The sequence below is a fragment of the Sporosarcina newyorkensis genome (assembly GCF_900167515.1).
GTDB lineage: Bacteria > Bacillota > Bacilli > Bacillales_A > Planococcaceae > Sporosarcina > Sporosarcina newyorkensis.
The window spans coordinates 767,404-787,172 of sequence record NZ_FUYJ01000001.1 but is presented as its reverse complement, the minus strand read 5'-3'; the positions used below and the strand labels follow the sequence as shown (position 1 = coordinate 787,172).

At 43.8% G+C, this 19,769-nt stretch carries 18 protein-coding genes and 1 other annotated feature; of the genes, 13 read left to right on the top strand and 5 right to left on the bottom strand.

Annotation, left to right across the window (positions count from 1 at the left end; translation table 11 throughout):
• Nucleotides 1-57: 57 nt before the first annotated feature.
• Both mnmM and mnmL read right to left on the bottom strand, forming a co-directional pair.
• The gene (gene mnmM / locus B5D59_RS04095; protein ID WP_078816941.1) at nt 58-660 is read right to left on the bottom strand and encodes a tRNA 5-(aminomethyl)-2-thiouridylate-methyltransferase MnmM; all 603 of its coding nucleotides are present in this window, start codon (nt 658-660) and stop codon (nt 58-60) included.
• Nucleotides 657-1,616 (bottom strand): tRNA modification radical SAM protein MnmL/YtqA, encoded by a 960-nt coding sequence (gene mnmL / locus B5D59_RS04090; protein ID WP_078816940.1) that lies wholly within the window; start codon nt 1,614-1,616, stop codon nt 657-659. Before mnmL ends, mnmM begins: the two co-directional genes overlap by 4 nt.
• Nucleotides 1,617-1,752: 136 nt before the next feature.
• Nucleotides 1,753-1,970: a binding site (T-box leader), on the top strand.
• A 45-nt stretch (nt 1,971-2,015) separates the two neighbouring features.
• On the opposite strand from mnmL, the gene leuS reads away from it, so the two are divergent.
• Nucleotides 2,016-4,430, top strand: a complete 2,415-nt coding sequence (gene leuS, locus B5D59_RS04085; protein ID WP_078816939.1) for a leucine--tRNA ligase — start codon at nt 2,016-2,018, stop codon at nt 4,428-4,430.
• A 194-nt stretch (nt 4,431-4,624) separates the two neighbouring features.
• Here the strand turns inward: leuS and B5D59_RS04080 are convergent, their stop codons facing one another.
• Entirely contained in the window at nt 4,625-5,878 is a 1,254-nt protein-coding gene (locus B5D59_RS04080) for a BaiN/RdsA family NAD(P)/FAD-dependent oxidoreductase (protein ID WP_078816938.1), read from the bottom strand.
• 127 nt (nt 5,879-6,005) lie between these two features.
• Here B5D59_RS04080 and B5D59_RS04075 point away from each other — a divergent pair, with 127 nt between their 5' ends.
• Both B5D59_RS04075 and B5D59_RS04070 read left to right on the top strand, forming a co-directional pair.
• Complete coding sequence (locus tag B5D59_RS04075) at nt 6,006-7,622, top strand: putative polysaccharide biosynthesis protein (RefSeq protein WP_009497722.1); 1,617 nt, start codon at nt 6,006-6,008, stop codon at nt 7,620-7,622.
• A gap of 3 nt (nt 7,623-7,625) precedes the next feature.
• Nucleotides 7,626-8,357 carry a pseudouridine synthase gene (locus tag B5D59_RS04070; protein WP_078816937.1) on the top strand — a complete coding sequence of 244 codons (732 nt, stop codon included), beginning with the start codon at nt 7,626-7,628 and terminating at the stop codon, nt 8,355-8,357.
• Between the two features lie 56 nt (nt 8,358-8,413).
• On the opposite strand, the gene B5D59_RS04065 is transcribed toward B5D59_RS04070, so the two are convergent.
• Nucleotides 8,414-8,635 carry a DeoR family transcriptional regulator gene (locus B5D59_RS04065; protein WP_009497720.1) on the bottom strand — a complete coding sequence of 74 codons (222 nt, stop codon included), beginning with the start codon at nt 8,633-8,635 and terminating at the stop codon, nt 8,414-8,416.
• A gap of 315 nt (nt 8,636-8,950) precedes the next feature.
• Here B5D59_RS04065 and dat point away from each other — a divergent pair, with 315 nt between their 5' ends.
• From dat to B5D59_RS04045, 4 genes are all read left to right on the top strand, one after another.
• Entirely contained in the window at nt 8,951-9,838 is an 888-nt protein-coding gene (dat, locus tag B5D59_RS04060; RefSeq protein WP_078816936.1) for a D-amino-acid transaminase, read from the top strand.
• Nucleotides 9,822-10,787, top strand: coding sequence for an NERD domain-containing protein (locus B5D59_RS04055; protein ID WP_078816935.1), 966 nt, complete (start codon nt 9,822-9,824; stop codon nt 10,785-10,787). The genes dat and B5D59_RS04055 overlap by 17 nt, the downstream gene beginning before the upstream one ends.
• A gap of 34 nt (nt 10,788-10,821) precedes the next feature.
• Nucleotides 10,822-11,478 carry a tRNA (guanosine(46)-N7)-methyltransferase TrmB gene (trmB, locus tag B5D59_RS04050; RefSeq protein WP_078816934.1) on the top strand — a complete coding sequence of 219 codons (657 nt, stop codon included), beginning with the start codon at nt 10,822-10,824 and terminating at the stop codon, nt 11,476-11,478.
• Between the two features lie 77 nt (nt 11,479-11,555).
• Nucleotides 11,556-12,401: a YtnP family quorum-quenching lactonase gene (locus B5D59_RS04045; RefSeq protein ID WP_078816933.1), complete on the top strand. Its 846-nt coding sequence runs from the start codon at nt 11,556-11,558 to the stop codon at nt 12,399-12,401.
• Between the two features lie 202 nt (nt 12,402-12,603).
• Here B5D59_RS04045 and B5D59_RS04040 read toward each other — a convergent pair whose 3' ends face one another.
• Complete coding sequence (locus B5D59_RS04040) at nt 12,604-12,918, bottom strand: PepSY domain-containing protein (RefSeq protein WP_009497715.1); 315 nt, start codon at nt 12,916-12,918, stop codon at nt 12,604-12,606.
• Between the two features lie 203 nt (nt 12,919-13,121).
• Between B5D59_RS04040 and B5D59_RS04035 the strand changes: the two genes are divergently transcribed.
• The 6 genes from B5D59_RS04035 (at nt 13,122) to B5D59_RS04010 (ending at nt 19,707) form a co-directional block, all read left to right on the top strand.
• Nucleotides 13,122-14,195, top strand: coding sequence for a M42 family metallopeptidase (locus B5D59_RS04035; protein ID WP_009497714.1), 1,074 nt, complete (start codon nt 13,122-13,124; stop codon nt 14,193-14,195).
• A 31-nt stretch (nt 14,196-14,226) separates the two neighbouring features.
• Nucleotides 14,227-14,748 (top strand): DUF84 family protein, encoded by a 522-nt coding sequence (locus B5D59_RS04030; RefSeq protein ID WP_078816931.1) that lies wholly within the window; start codon nt 14,227-14,229, stop codon nt 14,746-14,748.
• A gap of 77 nt (nt 14,749-14,825) precedes the next feature.
• Nucleotides 14,826-15,344: a hypothetical protein gene (locus B5D59_RS04025; RefSeq protein WP_078816930.1), complete on the top strand. Its 519-nt coding sequence runs from the start codon at nt 14,826-14,828 to the stop codon at nt 15,342-15,344.
• 41 nt (nt 15,345-15,385) lie between these two features.
• Nucleotides 15,386-16,201: a DUF1444 domain-containing protein gene (locus B5D59_RS04020; protein WP_078816927.1), complete on the top strand. Its 816-nt coding sequence runs from the start codon at nt 15,386-15,388 to the stop codon at nt 16,199-16,201.
• On the top strand, nt 16,198-16,803 hold the full coding sequence (gene ytpR / locus B5D59_RS04015) for a YtpR family tRNA-binding protein (protein WP_078816926.1): 606 nt from the start codon (nt 16,198-16,200) through the stop codon (nt 16,801-16,803). Before B5D59_RS04020 ends, ytpR begins: the two co-directional genes overlap by 4 nt.
• A 228-nt stretch (nt 16,804-17,031) precedes the next feature.
• A complete protein-coding gene (locus B5D59_RS04010) occupies nt 17,032-19,707 on the top strand; it encodes a DNA translocase FtsK (protein WP_078816925.1) in 2,676 nt (891 codons plus the stop codon).
• Nucleotides 19,708-19,769: the final 62 nt, after the last annotated feature.

The following is a 19,769-nucleotide window of genomic DNA, read 5'->3' as shown; positions in this document are numbered from 1 at the left end:
TTAGAAAAGAAACCCCACGGCAACTTGAAGAATCCAAGCTGCAGCGGGGTTTCAACTTCATTCTATAGCTACATTGCGAACCTCTTTAAAATCCTTCATTTTTTCCAGCGCAATCAAAAAAGGTGGGTTTCTGCGTTGATTCAGCAATTCGTAGCGGATGGCATGGACATCTCCTTGATGCAGCGTCTTGACATATTCGAGCAGCGCATCGCGTTCTTCGCTGCCACCTTCATGTCCGTCATACACGGTAATCGTGATGATGCCCGTTTTTTTTAGTAAGCCAAGCAAAGCATCCAGCGCTGCAATGGTTGAAGAAGGCTTTGTAATGATGCTTTGGTCTTCACTATAAGGCAGATAGCCTAAATTAAACATGGCACCGCCGATTTCGCCGCTTACATACTGGCGGACGTTCTCGTGACTATCGAGAACTAAAGAAGTCCGGCCTGCTAAATCGCCAAGATGTTGACGCGTCGTATCCAGTGCCTGCTGTTGGATATCAAACGCAAATACCTTTCCGGAGTCTCCGACAAGCTCAGCCAGAAACAGTGTATCGTTTCCGTTGCCTGCTGTTGCGTCGACCACCATTTCGCCCGGTTGCACGCGTTCTGAAATGAGCCGCTTTGCTACAGGCAGGACACGATGCAAAATAATGTCCGTCACTTCAAGTTCACCTCTTGCACATACTTTTTCCCTTGCCAGCTGTTCCGTCTTTCCAATTCCGCGTCAATGCCATTCAGCACTTCCCATTTGGTTACGCTCCACATCGGTCCAATCAATAAATCAATCGGTCCGTCTCCAGTAATCCGATGTACAATCATCTCAGGAGGCATGATTTCCAACTGATCTGCGACAAGGTTTATATACGCTTCTTTTGTCAGGAATTCCAATTTGCCTTTTTCATATTGTTTGACCATAGGAGTACCTTTCAACAAATGAAGCAAATGAATTTTAATTCCCTGAACGTCAAGCTTTGCAACTGCCTGCGCAGTTTCCATCATCATTTCTTCCGTTTCACCCGGCAAGCCGTTAATAATATGGCTGCAAATGCGGATGCCATGTTTCCGGAGTTTATCGACGCCTTCTTTATAGCACTCGAAATCATGCGCTCGATTGACTAGTTTTGCAGTGGATTCATGAACCGTCTGTAAACCGAGTTCGACCCATAAATAGGTACGCTGATTGAGTTCCGCCAAATATTCAACTACGTCATCGGGGAGGCAATCCGGACGAGTTGCGATGGAAAGCGCAACGACTCCTTCTTGTGCGAGGGCAGCTTCAAATTTCTCTTTCAATACAGGAAGGGGAGCGTGGGTGTTCGTATACGCTTGGAAATACGCCATATATTTTGCGTCTTTCCATTTTCTTTGCGAGCGTTCCTTGATTTCTTTAAATTGCACTTCGATTGGATCGACGCGGTCTCCGGCGAAATCACCAGAACCTGCAACGCTGCAAAATGTACAGCCTCCATGCGCGACAGTTCCATCGCGGTTCGGACAGTCAAAACCCGCATCCAGTGCTACTTTCGCAATTTTACATCCAAATGTATCTTTTAAATGTCGAGACCATGTATGATACCGTTTCCCTTCACTCGGGAACGGAAAAGTTGGTTGGTTCATCGTATCCAGCTCCTTTACAACAGACATTGTACCACGTAGCAAGCGAATAAATCATACAACAATCTGCATGTATACGACAAAAAGCAACAGGGAAGGCTTGTATTCAATCAGGGTTTCGGGTAAACTGAAGAAAATAATGATGGCTTTGATCAGGAATAGTAGTTCTACCGCTTATTTTAAGAGAGCAGACGGCAGGTGCAAGTCTGTAGTAACGTAGATCGAACTCGCCTAGGAGTCTGTATTAGTGAAGAGATGTAACTGATACCGTGATCCGCGTTAAGGAATCAAGTTGGACGGAGAAATCCGTTAATTTGGGTGGTACCGCGGGAAGCTATATAGGCTCTCGTCCCTGTGCAAAGGGACGAGAGCCTTTTCTTTTTGAATTGGAGGAATTTTCAGATGAGTTATAATCACGTGCAAATCGAAGAAAAATGGCAGAAGTATTGGGATGACAACAAGACGTATAAAATGATCAATGATCCATCCAAGCCGAAATTTTACGCATTGGATATGTTTCCGTATCCGTCCGGCGCGGGGTTGCATGTCGGGCATCCGCTAGGCTATATTGCGACAGATATTTTGAGCGCATTTAAACGTAAGCAAGGCTACAATGTGTTACACCCAATGGGCTGGGATGCGTTCGGTTTGCCTGCGGAGCAATATGCGATCGATACAGGAAATGACCCTGCGGAATTCACTGCGAAAAATATTGCGACATTCAAGCGTCAAATGCAAGAACTTGGATTTTCTTATGACTGGGACCGTGAAATCAATACAACGGACCCGAGCTATTACAAATGGACACAATGGATTTTCATTCAGCTGTATAAGCGAGGCCTTGCGTATATCGATGAAGTTCCGGTCAACTGGTGTCCTGCTTTAGGAACTGTGCTTGCAAATGAAGAAGTCATCGATGGACTGTCCGAACGAGGAAATCACCCGGTTGAACGCCGTCCGATGCGCCAGTGGGTTTTGCGTATTACTGAATATGCGGATCGTCTTCTTGAAGATTTAGATGACCTTGATTGGCCTGAAAGCCTGAAAGATATGCAGCGCAACTGGATCGGTCGTTCAGAAGGTGCACAGTTAACATTCCAAATTGCCGACACGGAACATTCATTTGATGCGTTCACAACACGTCCAGATACGATTTTTGGTGCAACGTATGCAGTTTTGGCACCTGAGCATAAATTAGTACAAGAGATTACGACGGATGCGCAGCGTGAGGCAGTGGAACAGTACATCGACAATGTGAAATCAAAGAGTGATCTGGAGCGTACGGATTTAGCGAAAGATAAAACAGGCGTCTTCACAGGTGCGTATGCGATTAATCCGGCAAGTGGCGAGAAAATGCCAATCTGGATTGCGGATTACGTTTTGGCGACGTACGGAACAGGTGCAATCATGGCGGTTCCAGCGCACGACGAGCGGGATTACGAATTCGCAAAAACATTTGATTTACCGATTGTCGAAGTTGTAGCAGGCGGGAATATTGACGAAGAAGCCTATGCAGGTGAAGGTGAGCATGTCAATTCTGATTTCTTGAATGGTTTAGGAAAAGAAGAAGCGATTGCAAAGTCGATTGAATGGTTCGAAGAACAAGGAACTGGCGAACGCAAAATTACGTATCGTCTGCGTGACTGGTTGTTCTCTCGTCAACGCTACTGGGGCGAGCCGATCCCTGTCATTCATTGGGAAGACGGCACGATGACGACAGTGGATGAGTCGGAATTGCCATTGATGCTTCCGGTTACACAGAATATCAAGCCGAGCGGCACTGGCGAGTCGCCACTAGCGAATATTGAAGAATGGGTCAATGTGGTAGATCCAAAAACAGGTATGAAAGGTCGTCGTGAAACGAATACGATGCCGCAATGGGCAGGTAGCTGCTGGTACTACTTGCGTTATATCGATCCGAACAATGATGAAATGATTATTGATCCGGAATTAGCAGAGCGCTGGCTGCCGGTGGATATTTACGTAGGAGGAGCAGAGCACGCGGTTCTGCATTTATTGTACGCGCGTTTCTGGCATAAAGTGCTGTATGATATCGGCGTGGTTCAGACGAAAGAGCCGTTCCAAAAACTCTTCAACCAAGGGATGATACTAGGGGAAGGTCATGTGAAAATGTCCAAGTCTTTAGGTAACGTCATCAACCCGGATGATATCGTTCATTCTCACGGTGCAGATACGCTGCGTCTTTATGAAATGTTCATGGGACCTCTTGATGCTTCGAAGGAATGGTCGACAAACGGTTTGGACGGATCCCGTCGTTTCCTAGACCGAATTTGGCGCTTACTGGTCAATGAAGATGATACGTTGACGGATAAGCTTACGGAAGAAACAGGCGGACCGCTTGAGAAAGTATACAATCAGACAGTCAAGAAAGTAACCGAAGATTTCGAAGGCATGCGCAATAATACGGCGATTTCTCAGATGATGGTCTTCATCAATGAGTGCTATAAAGCGGATAAATTACCGAAAGCGTATATCGAAGGATTCGTTTTATTGATTTCACCGATTACGCCGCATTTGGCAGAAGAGCTATGGGTGAAACTCGGTCATACGGAGACAGTAGCTTATGCACAATGGCCGACGTATGATGAAACGAAATTGTCTGATGACACGGTAGAAGTAGCGGTACAGATCAACGGTAAAATCCGTGCGAAAATCAATGTGTCGAAGGATAGTACGAAAGAAGAGCTAGAGCAAGTTGCACTAGCGAACGAAGATGTAAAACAGTGGATGGAAGGTAAGGAATTGAAAAAAATTATTGCGATTCCTGGACGTCTAGTAAATATAGTCGCTGGTTAATAAAATGTTTAAAAGCCGGTCAGAGAATATTTTTCTCTGACCGGCTTATTTTGATTGAAAAGATGGTCGCGATCATAAATTGTGGGCAAGCGCTCATACTGCATCGATACATGATCATACCTCTTCGATTCACGCTCATAAAAGTTTTTTACCGCTCATAAACCTTCACTCCGCGCTCATACAACACAATGTTTTCACAGCATCCCTGCATTTATACCAGCTAATCTGCCTGTAACAAGCGCAGCGGTAATATTATATCCGCCAGTGTAACCGTGTATATCAAGAATCTCTCCGCAGAAAAAGAGACCGGACTTTTTTCGTGAAGCCATCGTCTTTGGTTCGATTTCTTTCACAGACACACCGCCGCCTGTGACGAATGCTTTCTCGATAGGTTGTGTCCCGGTAACGTGAACAGGAAATGTCTTGAGCAAATGAGCGAGCTTGCGAATAGCTTCCTTGGGAATATCTGCGCCGATTTCAGTTTCAGCGATCTCAGCTTTTTGTAGTAAAAATAAAAGCCAGCGCTCAGGTACAAGCCCTTTTAAAGAAGTCTTCACTTGCTTTTTAGACTCATCCTTCAAAACCTTTGTAATGGATTGCATGAGCTGTTCCTCATGCTGATCGGGTATAGAGTCAATTTGTAGCAACACCGGTTGTTTGCCGTTTTTCATTTGTTCCTTGACGACAAATTGGCTACAGCGCAATATCGCAGGCCCGCTCAATCCGAAATGGGTGAAAAGCATGTCCATTTGATGCGAAACAAGCGTTTTACCTTTTTTATTCAGCACCGACACATTGACATCACGCAGCGCGAGACCTTGCAATTCCTTTGAGACGATGAATGGTTCTTTTGACAATAAAGGAACTTCTGTCGGGTAAAGTTCTGTTACAGTATGTCCGGCGCGTTCAGCCCAAGGATAGCCGTCTCCTGTACTGCCTGTTTGGGGAACTGCTTTGCCACCGACTGCTACGACGACTGCGTTGGCCTGCAGTTCTTCGCCGTTATCCAATCGGACACCAAGAATCTTTTCGTCATTCATCAGCAATTTTTGAACACGGCATTCCAAACGCACTTCCACTTCAAATTTATCCATTTGATTCAATAAGGCATTGACGACATCTTTCGCTTTATTGGAAACAGGGAACATACGACCGTGATCTTCTTCTTTCAAAGGCACACCTAAGCCTTCGAAATACTGGATGATGTCTTGGTTATTAAAGACGGAGAATGGTCCGTAGAGAAATTTTCCGTTACCCGGGATGTGCTTGATTATATCTTCTTGAGACAGGCGGTTAGTAACGTTGCAGCGGCCACCTCCAGAAATGGCCAGTTTATTACCGAGCTTACGCCCCTTTTCAAGCAACAATACACGTTTGTTTTGTTCGGCCGCTGCAATAGAAGCCATTAAGCCAGAAGGGCCGCCGCCGATCACAATTACATCATACATAGTAGAACCACGCTTTCATTCGTTTTGAATTCATTATACACCATGTCGCTTGCAGTTAAAGATTGTACAAACACGTGCCGAGGGGTAAACTATATAAGTATCTCTTGAGAAATGGAAGGAATCAATCATGGCATCGAATTTAATTAAAGGCACAGCCATTTTAACGATTGGCTTATTTTTGTCAAAGGCACTTGGGCTGCTTTATGTTATCCCATTTTATGCAATAGTCGGTGAAAAAAGTGTCGGTCTCTATCAATATGCATACATACCTTATAACCTAGCACTTGCGGTGGCAGTTTCGGGGGCACCGCTTGCAATCTCGAAGTTCGTTTCGAAATATAACGCGCTCGGGGATTATGCGACAGGGCGAAAGTTGATGAAGTCAGGCATGCTCGTCATGTCTTTGACAGGTTTACTGTCGTTTCTCGCTTTGTTCGCCTTAGCGAATCCTATCGCTGGCCTCGTGATAAGAGATGATGAACAAATTTTCACGGTGCAAGATATCGCCTCAGTCATCCGCTGGGTCAGCTTTGCATTGCTTGCCGTTCCGTTACTCAGTATTGGGCGCGGATTTTTGCAAGGCTATCAAAAGTTCGAACCAACTTCTGTATCTCAATTAATTGAACAGATCGTCCGGATTGTTGTTGTACTTGCAGGTGCTTTTATTGTTGTGAACGTACTGGGATTATCTCCTAGGATAGCTGTCCAATTTGCGGTCTTTGCCGCGTTTATTGGTGCGCTTGCGGGTTTGTGGAGTTTGTATCATTACTGGAAAAAGTATCGTGATGAATTCAATTATTTATTGACTAACAGTCCTCCGGCGAGTTCTGTATCACTCCGTCAAATCTATACAGAAGTATTCGCTTACGTTTTGCCGTTTGTTCTTGTCGGCACCATTAATCCGATTTATCAATTTGTCGATATGGTCACGTTCAATGATGCAATGAAATCGATTGGGCTGGCAAGCGTGTCAGATTTGTATTTGACGAAGCTGAACTTCTTGACGCATAAAGTTGTGATGATTCCTGTCATGGTGGCGACTGGGTTTTCGATGGCGCTCATTTCCATTATCACGAGCTATTACACAAAGAATGATCAGCAAGGAGTAAGCCGGTCATTGGACCAAACCTATCAAATCATGTTATTTCTAACGATCCCGATGGTTATCGGGCTGATCGTTTTGAACAATGAAGTTTATCAGTTTTTATATGAACAGGACGCAGCAGGTGCAGGTGTACTGGCGTCTTACGCTCCAGTCGCCATCCTGTTTGCAATGTTCACGGTAACAGCGGCGATTTTACAAGGTATCGATCATCATAAATGGATTGTCTTTACGTCTTTACTTGGTTTACTTGTGAAAATGATCATCAACATACCGCTAATTAAACTGTTTGAAACAAATGGTGCGATTCTCGCTACTGCAATTGGTTATTCAGTAGCGGTTGGCATCAATTTACTGGTCATTAAGAAGGCGTTGAATTATAAGTCGCAGATGGTCATCAGAAGATTGGTTCTTATCTTAATCTTTAATGCGATCATGTTTGCCGGCGTATGGCTGACTACTAAAGGGCTGAACGCATTGCATGTGCCGGTAGGTCGCTGGCAGGCATTGCTTTATGTACTGATCGGAACAGGGGTCGGTATGGCGATTTACGGGTTCCTGTCATTCAAGTCAGGACTTGCACAACGATTATTCGGTGATCGGCTGACGCGGATTGCGCAGCGCATTGGATTTGGAGGGTGACGAATGAGGCTTGATAAATTATTATCGAATACGGGGTATGGTTCTCGGAAAGAAGTACGTCAGTTATTGAAAAAAGGAATGATTCGCGTGAACGGGGCGGTGATGAAAGATCCTGCCCAGCATGTGGATCTCGACAAAGATGCGGTTTCATTACTTGGCGAGGAAGTTGTTTACAAGGAATTCATTTATCTTATGTTGAATAAACCGCCTGGTGTTCTATCTGCAACGGAAGATTCCCGTGATCGCACTGTAGTGGATTTACTAGGAGCTGAAGAACGGCATTTTCAGCCGTTTCCTGTCGGTCGATTGGATAAAGACACAGAAGGTTTGTTATTGCTGACCAATGACGGACAGTTGGCACATAGTTTATTGGCACCAAAAAAAGAAGTGCCGAAGACGTATTTTGCCAAAGTATCGGGATGTGTAACAGAAGAGGATGTAAATGAATTTTCTAAAGGTGTCGTGCTCGATGATGGGTATGAAACAAAGCCGGGATTTTTGAATATACTTCATTCCGGCGAAATTTCCGAAATTGAACTTACGATTACGGAAGGGAAGTTTCATCAAGTAAAGCGGATGTTTGAGTCGGTAGGAAAAAAAGTAGTTTATCTCAAACGGCTGACGATGGGTCCCTTAAAGTTAGACGGCAATTTGCAGTTAGGGGAATACCGGGAGCTGACAGACGTGGAGCTGCAGGAATTGCTGAAATTGGATAGTTCCAAGCGAAAAGGCTGATGCAAGAATGCGTCAGCCTTTTCCGCTGTATAGACAACTGTATATAGGATGCTGAATCAGGAAGTTAATTTCACTTTCTTGGACGTCGTCGTCCATTCGCCGCGGACTGAGTTCTTGATCAATTCGTTGTACTCCAAAACGTTAAGGTCTCGCTGAGCCGTACGTGAGGAAATATTGAATTCCTCCGCCACATCTTCAGTCGTTACTGTACCGTTATCCCGAATGAACAAATAGACATCTTTGATACGAATTAACATGCGATCGGTAGCTGGGTTCATCGAAGAAACCACTCCTTCATCTTCATATTTTCACACCAACATAGCAAACGAAGACTGTTGGGTATTCTCTGAAATTACCTGTCCTGATCCGCTCCTTTTGAGTAGTTATGCCAGAATAGTATGTGAAATGTTCTGACAATATGATTATAACTTATTTTTTCATAAATCGCACATATTTTTGCTTCATTCTTTAACAAACTCCAATAAGATAGTTTCCCTTTATTTTATTCACTAAACGTGGGAAAATAGAGTCAGAGGAAACGGCAGCCTATCATGGTTGTTTTTAGGTTCTATAATAGAAGAGGTGACGGACGTATGATCTACTTTAAAGATGGAGAATACCTGCAGGAAGAACAGATGAATCTATCAATGAATGATCGTGGCTATGTTTTTGGCGACGGCGTTTACGAAGTGATAAAAGTGTATGATGGCGTACTGTATACAGCAGAGGAACATATGGAGCGACTGCTTGAAAGTGCTGCCAAAATTCGTTTGACCTTACCGTACACTTTGGAACAGCTGGTTGGAATTGCAGAACGGTTGTTGCAAGAAAATGAGTTATCGGTAGGTCATATTTATTTGCAAGTGACACGCGGGGTAGCTCCACGCGTCCATCAATTTCCAGATCATAGCGTGTCTCCTGTCTTAACAGGCTATACAGTTGAAAATCCACGACCGCTTGAACAGCTGGACAAGGGGGCTGCCATGAAGTCAGTGGAAGACATGCGCTGGCTTCGTTGTGATATTAAGAGCTTGAATTTACTCGGTAATGTTTTGGCTAAGCAAGAAGCGGTGGAACAAGGTTGTCAGGAAGCATTGTTTGTGCGCGACGGAATTGTCCGGGAAGGTTCAGCTTCTAATGTATTCGGCATTAAAGACGGTATCCTACATACGCACCCGGCCAATAACTTTATACTGAATGGCATTACTCGTCGTGTTGTTCTTCAGTTAGCGTCCGATCTTTCAATACCTGTCCAAGAGAAGGAATTTACATTAGCTGAAGCTTTGGCAATGGACGAATTTTTCTTTACATCTACGAACGCAGAAATCACACCGGTCGTGACCATTGATCGTCAGCCAATCGGCGAAGGTATACCAGGCCCGCTCACTCGACAGTTGCAGAAATTATTCGATGAGCAGATACCTGCATTAGTAGCTGCTGGACATGCTTCGGAAAGGGATTCAAATGGCTCAACTAGTTAAGCTAGTCGACTATGTTTCGCGCTATGAGAATGATTTGACACGCTATCCGACACAATTCATCCGTCTAAAGCGTTATCAATGGAAACGGATTAAAAACCAATGGGAACATGGTTTTAATCTTTTTGAAGAACAGGCCGCTACGATTGAAGAGGATCCACGAGAAGATGCGAAATGGTATTCTCTTCTCTTCAAGAAATGGCGGAAGCGGCGAGATGAGGAATTTGAAGAGGAAGAACCGAACGTTGGGAAAGAAGAAGGTACGGAAACGGATTTGGCATTCCAGGCCGCTATCTCCGACCGGCCTTCTACTATTGAACAACTGAAAAAATCGTATACGAATCAATTATTTCAGTTCCAATTAAAATGGGCGAGTTCCACACTGTATGATCGTTCACGAGTAGATCCGAGGTTTTTCTCCGATCCCTTATTGAAAGAGTTGACGCAGCGCTTACCTGATAGTTTTTTGCTGTTCTATTATCCGATCGTCAAAGTGAATAAAGCTCCAATTGAACTGGATATTTTATTGCTGACACCAACTGCCTGCTATTGCATCACGGCACTGGAAGATGAGCGGATGGCTGCTTATATCAGCAGCGGTGATCGATTCTGGCTGAAGAAGTTCGGTGAGAATGAAGTAAAAGTGTTGAATCCAACCATTGCACTGAATCGGATGGAGAAAGTTGTTTCATCATTTTTCACGGCTGCGAATGTGGAGTTGCCTATCAAGAAATTAATCCTCACGAGAAATGGCTATATCGATTATCCTGGAAACCCGAATGAAATCACGTCAATAGATAAAAAAACATACGATGAGTGGCTGGAGCGACTCAGTAACAACCCAAGTCCGATGAAGCATACACAATTCAAGGCGGCACAAGCGATTTTGGAACATGCACAAACGACTGCAATGAGCCGGTTATTTGATCCGGAAGAGCCAGGCGAAGAATAAAAGAATTTAAAGAAAAAGTGAGAGTGTACTGATTATGCGTTTACGAAACAAACCATGGGCGAAAGATTTTATGGCAGAGCATCCTGAGATGTTGATCATGGATTCTGAAGGCAAGAAAAGTCATTGGGCGGAGGAGTTCGGAAACCCGCAGCCGATCCATATTGAAGTAGGGACAGGAAAAGGTCAATTTATCATTGGCATGGCGCTTGCCAATCCTTCCATCAACTATATCGGCATCGAACATTTTGATAATGTCATCGTTTCGGCATTGGAGAAAGCAATCGAGGCAAGCAAACCGTCCAATCTGCGTTTATTACGTGCCAATGGTGAAGATTTAGAAAATATTTTTGCGGATGCTGAAATCGATCGAGTGTATTTAAATTTTTCCGATCCATGGCCGAAAACACGCCATGAGAAGCGTCGGCTGACTCATGCGAAGTTTTTACAAAAATATGAAGGTATTCTGAAGCCGGGTGGAGAAATTCACTTTAAGACAGATAATCGTTCGCTCTTCGAATACTCTTTAGTGTCCATGACAGATTACGGCATGAAATTACTGTCTGTTTCCTTAGATTTACACGCGAACATGCCGGAAGACAATATATTAACGGAGTACGAAGAAAAGTTCTCAAGCAAAGGACAACCGATCTATCGCTTGGAAGCCGAGTATCCAATCAGAAAGAAAATATAGGCTATTCCGCGAGGTCTCCTCGCGGAAATCCATGATGGCGGGCGGGATGTTAATTCGGAAGGTAGGGAGGAATTATTATGGATCAATTAACTTTTCATGACATGAAACTAACATGGTTAGACGGTGGAGTGAACTATTTGGATGGAGGTGCGATGTTCGGTGTCGTACCGAAAGCGTTGTGGTCAAGACGCTACGAACCCGATGAAAACAACTTAATCGAATTGCGGACGGATCCGATCTTAATACAGTACCGAGGCAAGAATTTATTGATTGATTCAGGGATCGGCAAGGGGAAACTGGATGAAAAGAAGAAAAGAAACTTGGGTGTCCGTGCTGAAACTAGAGTAGAAGAAAGTTTAGAAGAGCTCGGCTTGACACCAGAAGATATCGACATCGTGCTGATGACGCATTTACACAACGACCATGCGGCAGGCCTGACACAATGGAAAGGCGACCGACTCGTCTCTGTGTTTTCGAATGCTACAATCTACACATCTAAAGTGGAATGGGACGAAATGAGAGAGCCGAATATTCGTTCACGCAACACGTATTGGCCGGAGAACTGGGAGCCGATCCAAGATCAAGTGGAGACATTTGAAGATGAGCTGGAAGTATTGCCAGGTATTAAAATGATCCATACAGGCGGTCATAGTGACGGCCATAGTGTGATCAAGTTGGAACAGCAAGGCGAAACACTTATTCACATGGCGGATATCATGCCGACACATGCGCATTCTAATCCACTGTGGGTACTTGCTTATGATGACTACCCGATGGACTCCATTTTCGCAAAAGAGCGCCTCATGAAGGAAGCGCTTCCAAATAACTATGGATTTATTTTCTATCACGATGCTGTGTTCCGTATGGCAAAGTTCAGCGAGGATGGAAAGCAAATCGTAGAGAGCGTTCCGCGTACTCGATAAAATGAAAAAATGAAGCTGTCCTGAAAGTAGAAATCACTTTCGGTGACAGCTTTTTCTCGTGTGGTCAAGCGAGAAAAGAATTGGAACTCACTAAAGTCTCGCTGCACCTAACATACAATATCGACATAAAACAAGAAATGAAAAAGGACACGTAAGATGAGTTACTCAGTCTCCGTGTCCTTACCTGTTATTTGTATATAGATTATTGGCGAACTAATTCCACGACAGTACCTGTCTTCGCATCCGCAGCAAATTCATATTGTTCCAGTCTTCCGTCTTTCATACGAGAAACTCCTCCACGGTAGACCTCCATAGAAATTACGTGATTTGTATAAGGTTCTGGTTTCATTACGATCCAAGAACCGTCAATTGGACCTTCCTCTTTAAAAGCTTCTTTCACTTTTTTAAGAACGTTGTCAGCAGGTACTTCTTCATTTAATTTGTTGAATGCTTCATTTACTACTACTCCTGCAGCAACACCAGTTAAAATGCCAGCTAAAAATTCTTTTACTCTCATGGCCAATTGCAGCCTCCTTCGCAAATCTTTTCTTATAGTGTACCATAGATTAAAAGAGCATGGCGATTCAAATGTCTTTCCTTTTTATCCATTCAGCATATTTTTAATCATCTAATTAAAGAAAATGAGGAACCTAAATAGTTTTCATCTGTTTGCCATCTCGATATAATGCAGATAGATCGTAAAAAAAGTGAGGGATTTGCATGAAAAAAGAAACTTTGGATTTATTTCGCACATTGACAGAACTTCCCGGTGCTCCAGGAAATGAACATCGTGTCCGGGCTTTTATGCGTGAACAACTTAAAACAAATTCAGACGAGATCATTCAAGACGGTCTGGGCGGCGTGTTTGGTGTCCGAAACGGTAAAGAGGGGCAGCCGAAAATCATGGTAGCCGGACATATGGATGAAGTCGGCTTCATGGTGACAGGCATCACGGACAACGGAATGCTTCGTTTTCAGCCATTAGGCGGCTGGTGGAATCAAGTGCTGCTTGCGCAACGAGTGCAAATTATTACGACCAAAGATACTGTAACAGGTGTCATTGGTTCAATCCCTCCACATTTATTGAGTGATGAAGCACGAGCAAAACCAATGGATATTAAAAATATGCTAATCGATGTCGGTGCAGATGATAAGGCAGATGCAGAAAGTTTTGGAATCCGTCCTGGACAGCAGATTTTGCCGATTTGTCCGTTCACACCAATGGCAAATCCGAAAAAAATTATGGCGAAAGCCTGGGATAATCGATACGGCTGCGGGCTAGCGGTGGAATTGCTGCAGGAAGTGAAAAACGACACGCTGCCGAATACTCTTTATTCCGGTGCAACTGTCATGGAAGAAGTTGGTTTGCGCGGTGCACAGACCGCTGCCCGCATGATCAATCCAGACTTGTTCTTTGCGTTGGATGCAAGTCCTGCGAATGATGCGAGTGGCAATAAAAACGAATTTGGCCAGTTGGGAAAGGGAACGTTGTTGCGTATTTTCGACCGTACGATGGTGACACATCGCGGAATGCGTGAATTCATTTTGGATATGGCGGAAACTCACAACGTGCCCTATCAATATTTTGTTTCCCAAGGCGGAACGGATGCCGGGCAAGTCCATTTATCCAATGAGGGCGTGCCAAGTGCCGTCATCGGAATTTGTTCTCGATACATTCACACGGCGGCTTCGATTATTCATACGGACGATTATGCGGCAGCAAAAGAATTGCTCGTTCATTTAGTGAAAGCTTGCGACAAAACGACTGTCGAAACGATTAAACAAAACAGTTAAGCGGATATCGAGAGAGGAAGGAGGGTGCTGAATGAAATTTATAACAGGTTCTGAAAATCAAGCGAAAATGCGTGCGGTGACGCGGATGATTGAACGCTACCTTGGCAACAGGGACATATCTTCAGCATCCGTCGCTTCTGGTGTGAGTCCACAGCCAATGAGTGACGAAGAAACGAGACAAGGTGCGATTAATCGAGCGGTCGCGGCGAGTGCGTTGCAAGAGGATACATATGGAATCGGATTGGAAGGCGGCGTCCGGATAATCGGAAGGACGATGTATTTATGCAATTGGGGCGCACTTGCCACACCGGATGGTCAGGTGTTTACAGCTGCAGGTGCGCAAATTCCGCTTCCGGAAGACTTGGCTGCCGAAATTAAGAACGGTAAGGAACTGGGAGATGCGGTCGATTACTATTTTAAGAAACAACAAATTCGCCTTTCAGAAGGAGCCATGGGAATGCTTACAGCCCAAACGGTTCCGAGGGATGTATTGTTCGAACACATCATGCAGCTGTTGATTGGCCAATTCCTATACAGCAAGGCTAGCAGTTGAATATTGCAATAGAGACGGCATGCGATTAGAATAGGACTGATAGAAAATTGTACGGAGTGGAGAAGGGGGGAACCTAGATGTTCCGAAATGGAAAGGTTGTCTTGCTGCTGCTTCTGGCCGTAGTCCTCGTAGGATGCAACCAGAAAGTCGAAGGACTGACTGATGAGGGCTTTGTCGCTGCAAGGGAAGCATTTGAGGCAAATGCTAAAAAAACCAATGAGGCGGCTGGTGACATCCATTTTTACAAGCCGACAACGATGGAAGTGGACAAGCAATCCACTTCTCAAACAATTGTCCTAACGAAACGAAATGATTCATTTTATTTGACTGTCAATCCAAACGAAAAGAAAAATAGCCGTGTCTATTATGATTTGCTGATGACAGATGAACCTGAAAACTTAGTAGGAGCGCAGACATTCGCAAAGGACGAGGTGTTTGGCTTTGTTGCGGTCATACAAAAAAGTGAGAAGTTAGTGGAATTGATTGCTAGTGTAGGTGGAGTGAAAGTGGAGACCGTAACAGATGAAAAGAATATCGACTCTCATTTGGGAAAAATGATGCAAATTGCGCGTTCTGTTCAGCAAGACGAGAAGTGATGAAATAGGACGAACGATTGTTGAGAAGGAGAGTGTCTGGAATGGAAGCTAAAGATTTAGTAGAAGAACTGAAAAATCGTTTACCTAAAGAGAAGTTTGATTGGCAGTTCGATCGTAAGGCTGACAAGCTGCGAATCGTCCATCATACACTTCATAGAGGGATGGATATTTCATTGCCGGAGATTTTGGCGAAGTATGAGTTAAAAAAAGAGCGAGCAATCGATGAAGTAGTCTACACAATCCAAGAAACGTTCCATGCGATGGAACAGGAGCATGAAAAAGGATTTGTTGGTGAAACAACTATTTATCCTGTTATTCGTTCGACATCGTTCCCGACTGAAAGTGCAGCGGGGCAACCGTTTCTGACGAAGGATCATACAGCGGAAACCCGTATTTTTTATGCGCTGGATTTAGGTACGACTTATCGTTTGATTGATGAAGGCATGCTTACTGAGATGGGAATGACGGCTAAGGAAGTACAGGAAGTTGCTATGTTCACAGTGAAGACATTGCCAACTGCCTGGAAACGTGATGAAGTATCCGATAATGTATTTTATTTCATTAATAATAATGATGGCTATGATGCGAGCCGAATATTGAATCAGCCGTTTTTGAAGGAAATGGAACAGAAGATTGAAGGTCATATGGTTGTGTCGGTACCGCATCAAGACGTGTTGATCATCGGAGATATCCGGAATGACACAGGCTATGATGTCATTGCACAAATGGCAATGCAATTTTTCACAACAGGCGCGGTGCCTGTTACATCGCTGTCGTTTATTTATGAAGATGGCAAACTAGAGCCTATTTTTATTATGGCAAAAAATCGATTGGCTAGAAGGGACAAGAAAAAATGAACTTATTTTATAATGCCGCAGGTGTAGGCGATGTTTTATTCGTCCAGTTGACAACTGAACGACCAACTGAAGTAGTATGCGAGCGTAAAAATGATGTAGCGATCCTCAAAGAAGCGAAAACTGGTGATATCATCGGATTCAATTTGTTTGACGTGTCGAGTTACTTCCCGCTTGCTGCAGACGGACAAGTGGAATTAACAGAAGAACTTGCTGAACAACTTCAAGAAGCGCTTAGGAAGAATGAAGTGGAATTTGAACTTGATGTCGACTTCAGTCCGAAATTCGTTGTAGGGTATGTGAAAGAAAAAGAGAAGCATCCAAACGCAGATAAATTGAATATTTGTCAAGTTGACGTGGGCGAAGATACATTGCAAATCGTTTGCGGCGCACCGAATGTTGAAGCTGGACAAAAAGTAGTCGTAGCGAAAGTCGGTGCAGTTATGCCTTCTGGGATGGTTATTCGTGATGCTGAACTACGTGGCGTAGCGTCATCTGGAATGATCTGCTCTGCTAAAGAACTTAACCTGAAGGATTCTCCTGAAGAAAAGGGAATTCTTGTGCTGGACGAGCAAAGAGAAGCTGGAGAAGCTTTCCAACTTTAAGGTTATTATAATTATCTAAGTCGATCAGCTTTTGTACGAGGCTAAGTCCAGCTCGCTGCAAAAGCTTTTTTTATGACTTCAGTCGTATAAGAGGTCCGAGAATCTTGTTGCATTTGGATAGGCTGACTCTTGCAATATTCTTTTTATTTTCAACATACATAGATCTGTTTGATTTCCACATAGTGAACCTGTTAAAATAGATTGATTGACATGAAAAGAGTGATACATTTGAGTTGGTTACGAAATATGAAAAGACGTCTTCAACAAATGGAAGAAGACGGAGAAAAAATAAATGAATCCTATGAAAATTCTATCACCAATGATGATATGGAAGGTAATAAAAAAGTAAACTTTAGATTTCCGATTGTTTCAGATCATGAAATTTATGGATGGGAAAAAGAAATCGAGCACAATGAATATACAAAAGATTATTTACAACAAGAACTAGAAGAAGAATATGAAAAGATTCCGCTTTATCAAAATGCACGCTGGCCTGGCAGATTTGAACAAGAAGGTAAGGTTTATAGATCCGAACCAAAATCTGAATCTCCAAAGCCATCGACGATTGCTAAGATTCGCCCCAAGGCAGCACAAGTGAAAAGCACACCTGTTAAGGAAGCTCTGCCAAAGGTACCTAGAAGACCGTTCTCGCCATCTGAAGTACCGTCTCCTATCTATGGCTATGTTAAGAGCACGCCTGTCTTATCTGCTATGGAAGAAGCTAAGTTAAGAAGAAAGCAAAAAGATGCAATGCAAACGGAAGAACTAGAGGAAACCCAAGCTATAGATGATCTGGACCTGCAACAGGCTGAATCGGTAGATGTTGTGACAGAAATCGAAGAAGTACCTGCAGAAATGACTTCTGATAGTGGTTCAATCGAAGAACTCACACAGCCTTTAGCCGTAGAGGAGTTTGAGAGTAGGAGCAATGAAGTTGCTGTAGCTGAATCTTTTGTTATGGAAGAGCAAGAAACTGAGGAAATAGAGGATGAAGTACAAGAAGTACAAGAAGTAGAAACAGAAACAGAAACAGACTCACAGTCAGAATTGCCCCTTTCTATGTCAGATACATCGACGATATCTGCCATTTCAGATGAAGAGGAAGACACGACTGCAATTTCCGAAGCACCAATGGTGGCAGTCCGTGAAATCGAGCAATTGGAAGTTGCAGAATCTGAAACTGATGAGTTTGATGCAGAAGAAGCTGAATTAGGAGAAGTGAACGAGGAAATTGATTTTGTTCAGACGATTGAAGAAAATGCTGAATCACAAAAGAAAGAAAAAATCATACCTTTTAATGTGTTGATGCTCCAATCGGACAAAGAAAAATTGGCGATGAAACATGCACAATCTTCATTGGAAGATAAAAACGTGCAAGAAGCCGTACAAAAGAAACAACCTTTAGTTGAGAAAACGGTCATTAAACCCTCAGTTGCGCAAGCAGTACAGCCTATTAAGAGCATGGAAGATGAAGTGGACGAAGAACCACTTCCTTCGTATGCATTCCCACCCCTGAATTTCTTGGCACCGCCGGAAGAAGAGGTGAAGGATGAGGAGTGGCTCGAGTCTCAGTCAGCGAAGTTAGAAGAGGCACTGTCATATTTCTCCATTCAAGCGACCGTCATGCAAGCTGTTCAAGGTCCTGCTGTGACGATGTTTGAGTTGACGGTGGAACAAGGGGTAAAAGTAAGTAAAATCCGCAATCTGACGGACGACTTGAAACTTGCTTTGGCAGCGCGGGATATTCGTATTCAAGCTCCTATTCCAGGAACCAGTTTGATCGGAGTAGAAATACCGAATCGTCAAACGAGAGCAGTCCGTATTTCAGAGGTGATAGAAAGTGAGCCCTTTAAAAACTCGGACTCACCTCTAGAAGCTGTTCTTGGACTCAGTTTAACAGGTGAACCGCAAACGATCGACCTGCGCAAAATGCCGCATGGAATGATTGCCGGTGCAACTGGCTCCGGTAAATCAGTCTGTATAAATTCATTGCTGATCAGTTTATTGTATAAAGCATCCTACCATGATCTGAAACTACTGTTGATCGATCCGAAGATGGTTGAGCTTGCTCCTTATAATGGCATTCCGCATTTATTGAGCCCGGTCATTACAGATGTCAAAGCTGCTACTGCTGCTCTAAAATGGGCTGTTGAAGAAATGGAAAGACGGTACGAGCTGTTTGCCCATTCCGGTGTACGAAATATTGAGCGCTATAATGAAATGGTCATGGAATCGCGCCGCTTCTCCTTGAAGATGCCATACATGCTGATCGTTATTGATGAGTTGGCGGATTTGATGATGATGGCGCCGGCAGACGTGGAAATTTCCATTAGCCGAATCACCCAAAAAGCCAGAGCTTGCGGCATTCACTTGATTATCGCGACACAAAGACCATCCGTCGATGTGATTACGGGAACGATCAAAGCAAATATTCCGACACGAATTGCATTCGCGGTCTCGTCACAAGTCGATTCACGGACGATATTGGATTCGGTTGGCGCAGAGAGGCTGCTCGGAAAAGGGGATATGCTGTACTTAGGCAATGGACAGTCAGCGTCTATTCGTCTACAAGGGACATTTGTCACGGATGATGAAATTGAGCGTATAATAGAACACGTTCGTAACGAAGCTGAACCTGACTATCTCTTCGGTCAAGAAGACTTGCTGGCCACAGCTATTCAGGAAGAGGAAATGGATCCATTATTCCAACAGGCATGTTCCTTCATCATTGAGCAGGGGAGTGCGTCCACCTCGATGCTACAAAGACATTTCAGCATCGGATATAACCGTGCGGCCAAACTGATGGATCGTATGGAAGCGAATCAGTTTATTTCTGAGCAAAAAGGAAGTAAACCGAGAGATGTATTTTTGACACATCAAGCATTAGAAAACTTCCTAAACTGAAGAAATCAGTAATTCAGTCGCTAATTTTTTTCTTAAACACATGCTATACTATGACAAGATAT

What these genes read in the sequence shown, in the direction of transcription:
- mnmL (WP_078816940.1), bottom strand. Translation starts at nt 1,616, where the DNA reads ATGAACCAACCAACTTTTCCGTTCCCGAGTGAAGGGAAACGGTATCAT.
- leuS (WP_078816939.1), top strand. Translation starts at nt 2,016, where the DNA reads ATGAGTTATAATCACGTGCAAATCGAAGAAAAATGGCAGAAGTATTGG.
- B5D59_RS04080 (WP_078816938.1), bottom strand. Translation starts at nt 5,878, where the DNA reads ATGTATGATGTAATTGTGATCGGCGGCGGCCCTTCTGGCTTAATGGCT.
- B5D59_RS04075 (WP_009497722.1), top strand. Translation starts at nt 6,006, where the DNA reads ATGGCATCGAATTTAATTAAAGGCACAGCCATTTTAACGATTGGCTTA.
- B5D59_RS04070 (WP_078816937.1), top strand. Translation starts at nt 7,626, where the DNA reads ATGAGGCTTGATAAATTATTATCGAATACGGGGTATGGTTCTCGGAAA.
- B5D59_RS04065 (WP_009497720.1), bottom strand. Translation starts at nt 8,635, where the DNA reads ATGAACCCAGCTACCGATCGCATGTTAATTCGTATCAAAGATGTCTAT.
- dat (WP_078816936.1), top strand. Translation starts at nt 8,951, where the DNA reads ATGATCTACTTTAAAGATGGAGAATACCTGCAGGAAGAACAGATGAAT.
- B5D59_RS04055 (WP_078816935.1), top strand. Translation starts at nt 9,822, where the DNA reads ATGGCTCAACTAGTTAAGCTAGTCGACTATGTTTCGCGCTATGAGAAT.
- trmB (WP_078816934.1), top strand. Translation starts at nt 10,822, where the DNA reads ATGCGTTTACGAAACAAACCATGGGCGAAAGATTTTATGGCAGAGCAT.
- B5D59_RS04045 (WP_078816933.1), top strand. Translation starts at nt 11,556, where the DNA reads ATGGATCAATTAACTTTTCATGACATGAAACTAACATGGTTAGACGGT.
- B5D59_RS04040 (WP_009497715.1), bottom strand. Translation starts at nt 12,918, where the DNA reads ATGAGAGTAAAAGAATTTTTAGCTGGCATTTTAACTGGTGTTGCTGCA.
- B5D59_RS04035 (WP_009497714.1), top strand. Translation starts at nt 13,122, where the DNA reads ATGAAAAAAGAAACTTTGGATTTATTTCGCACATTGACAGAACTTCCC.
- B5D59_RS04030 (WP_078816931.1), top strand. Translation starts at nt 14,227, where the DNA reads ATGAAATTTATAACAGGTTCTGAAAATCAAGCGAAAATGCGTGCGGTG.
- B5D59_RS04025 (WP_078816930.1), top strand. Translation starts at nt 14,826, where the DNA reads ATGTTCCGAAATGGAAAGGTTGTCTTGCTGCTGCTTCTGGCCGTAGTC.
- B5D59_RS04020 (WP_078816927.1), top strand. Translation starts at nt 15,386, where the DNA reads ATGGAAGCTAAAGATTTAGTAGAAGAACTGAAAAATCGTTTACCTAAA.
- ytpR (WP_078816926.1), top strand. Translation starts at nt 16,198, where the DNA reads ATGAACTTATTTTATAATGCCGCAGGTGTAGGCGATGTTTTATTCGTC.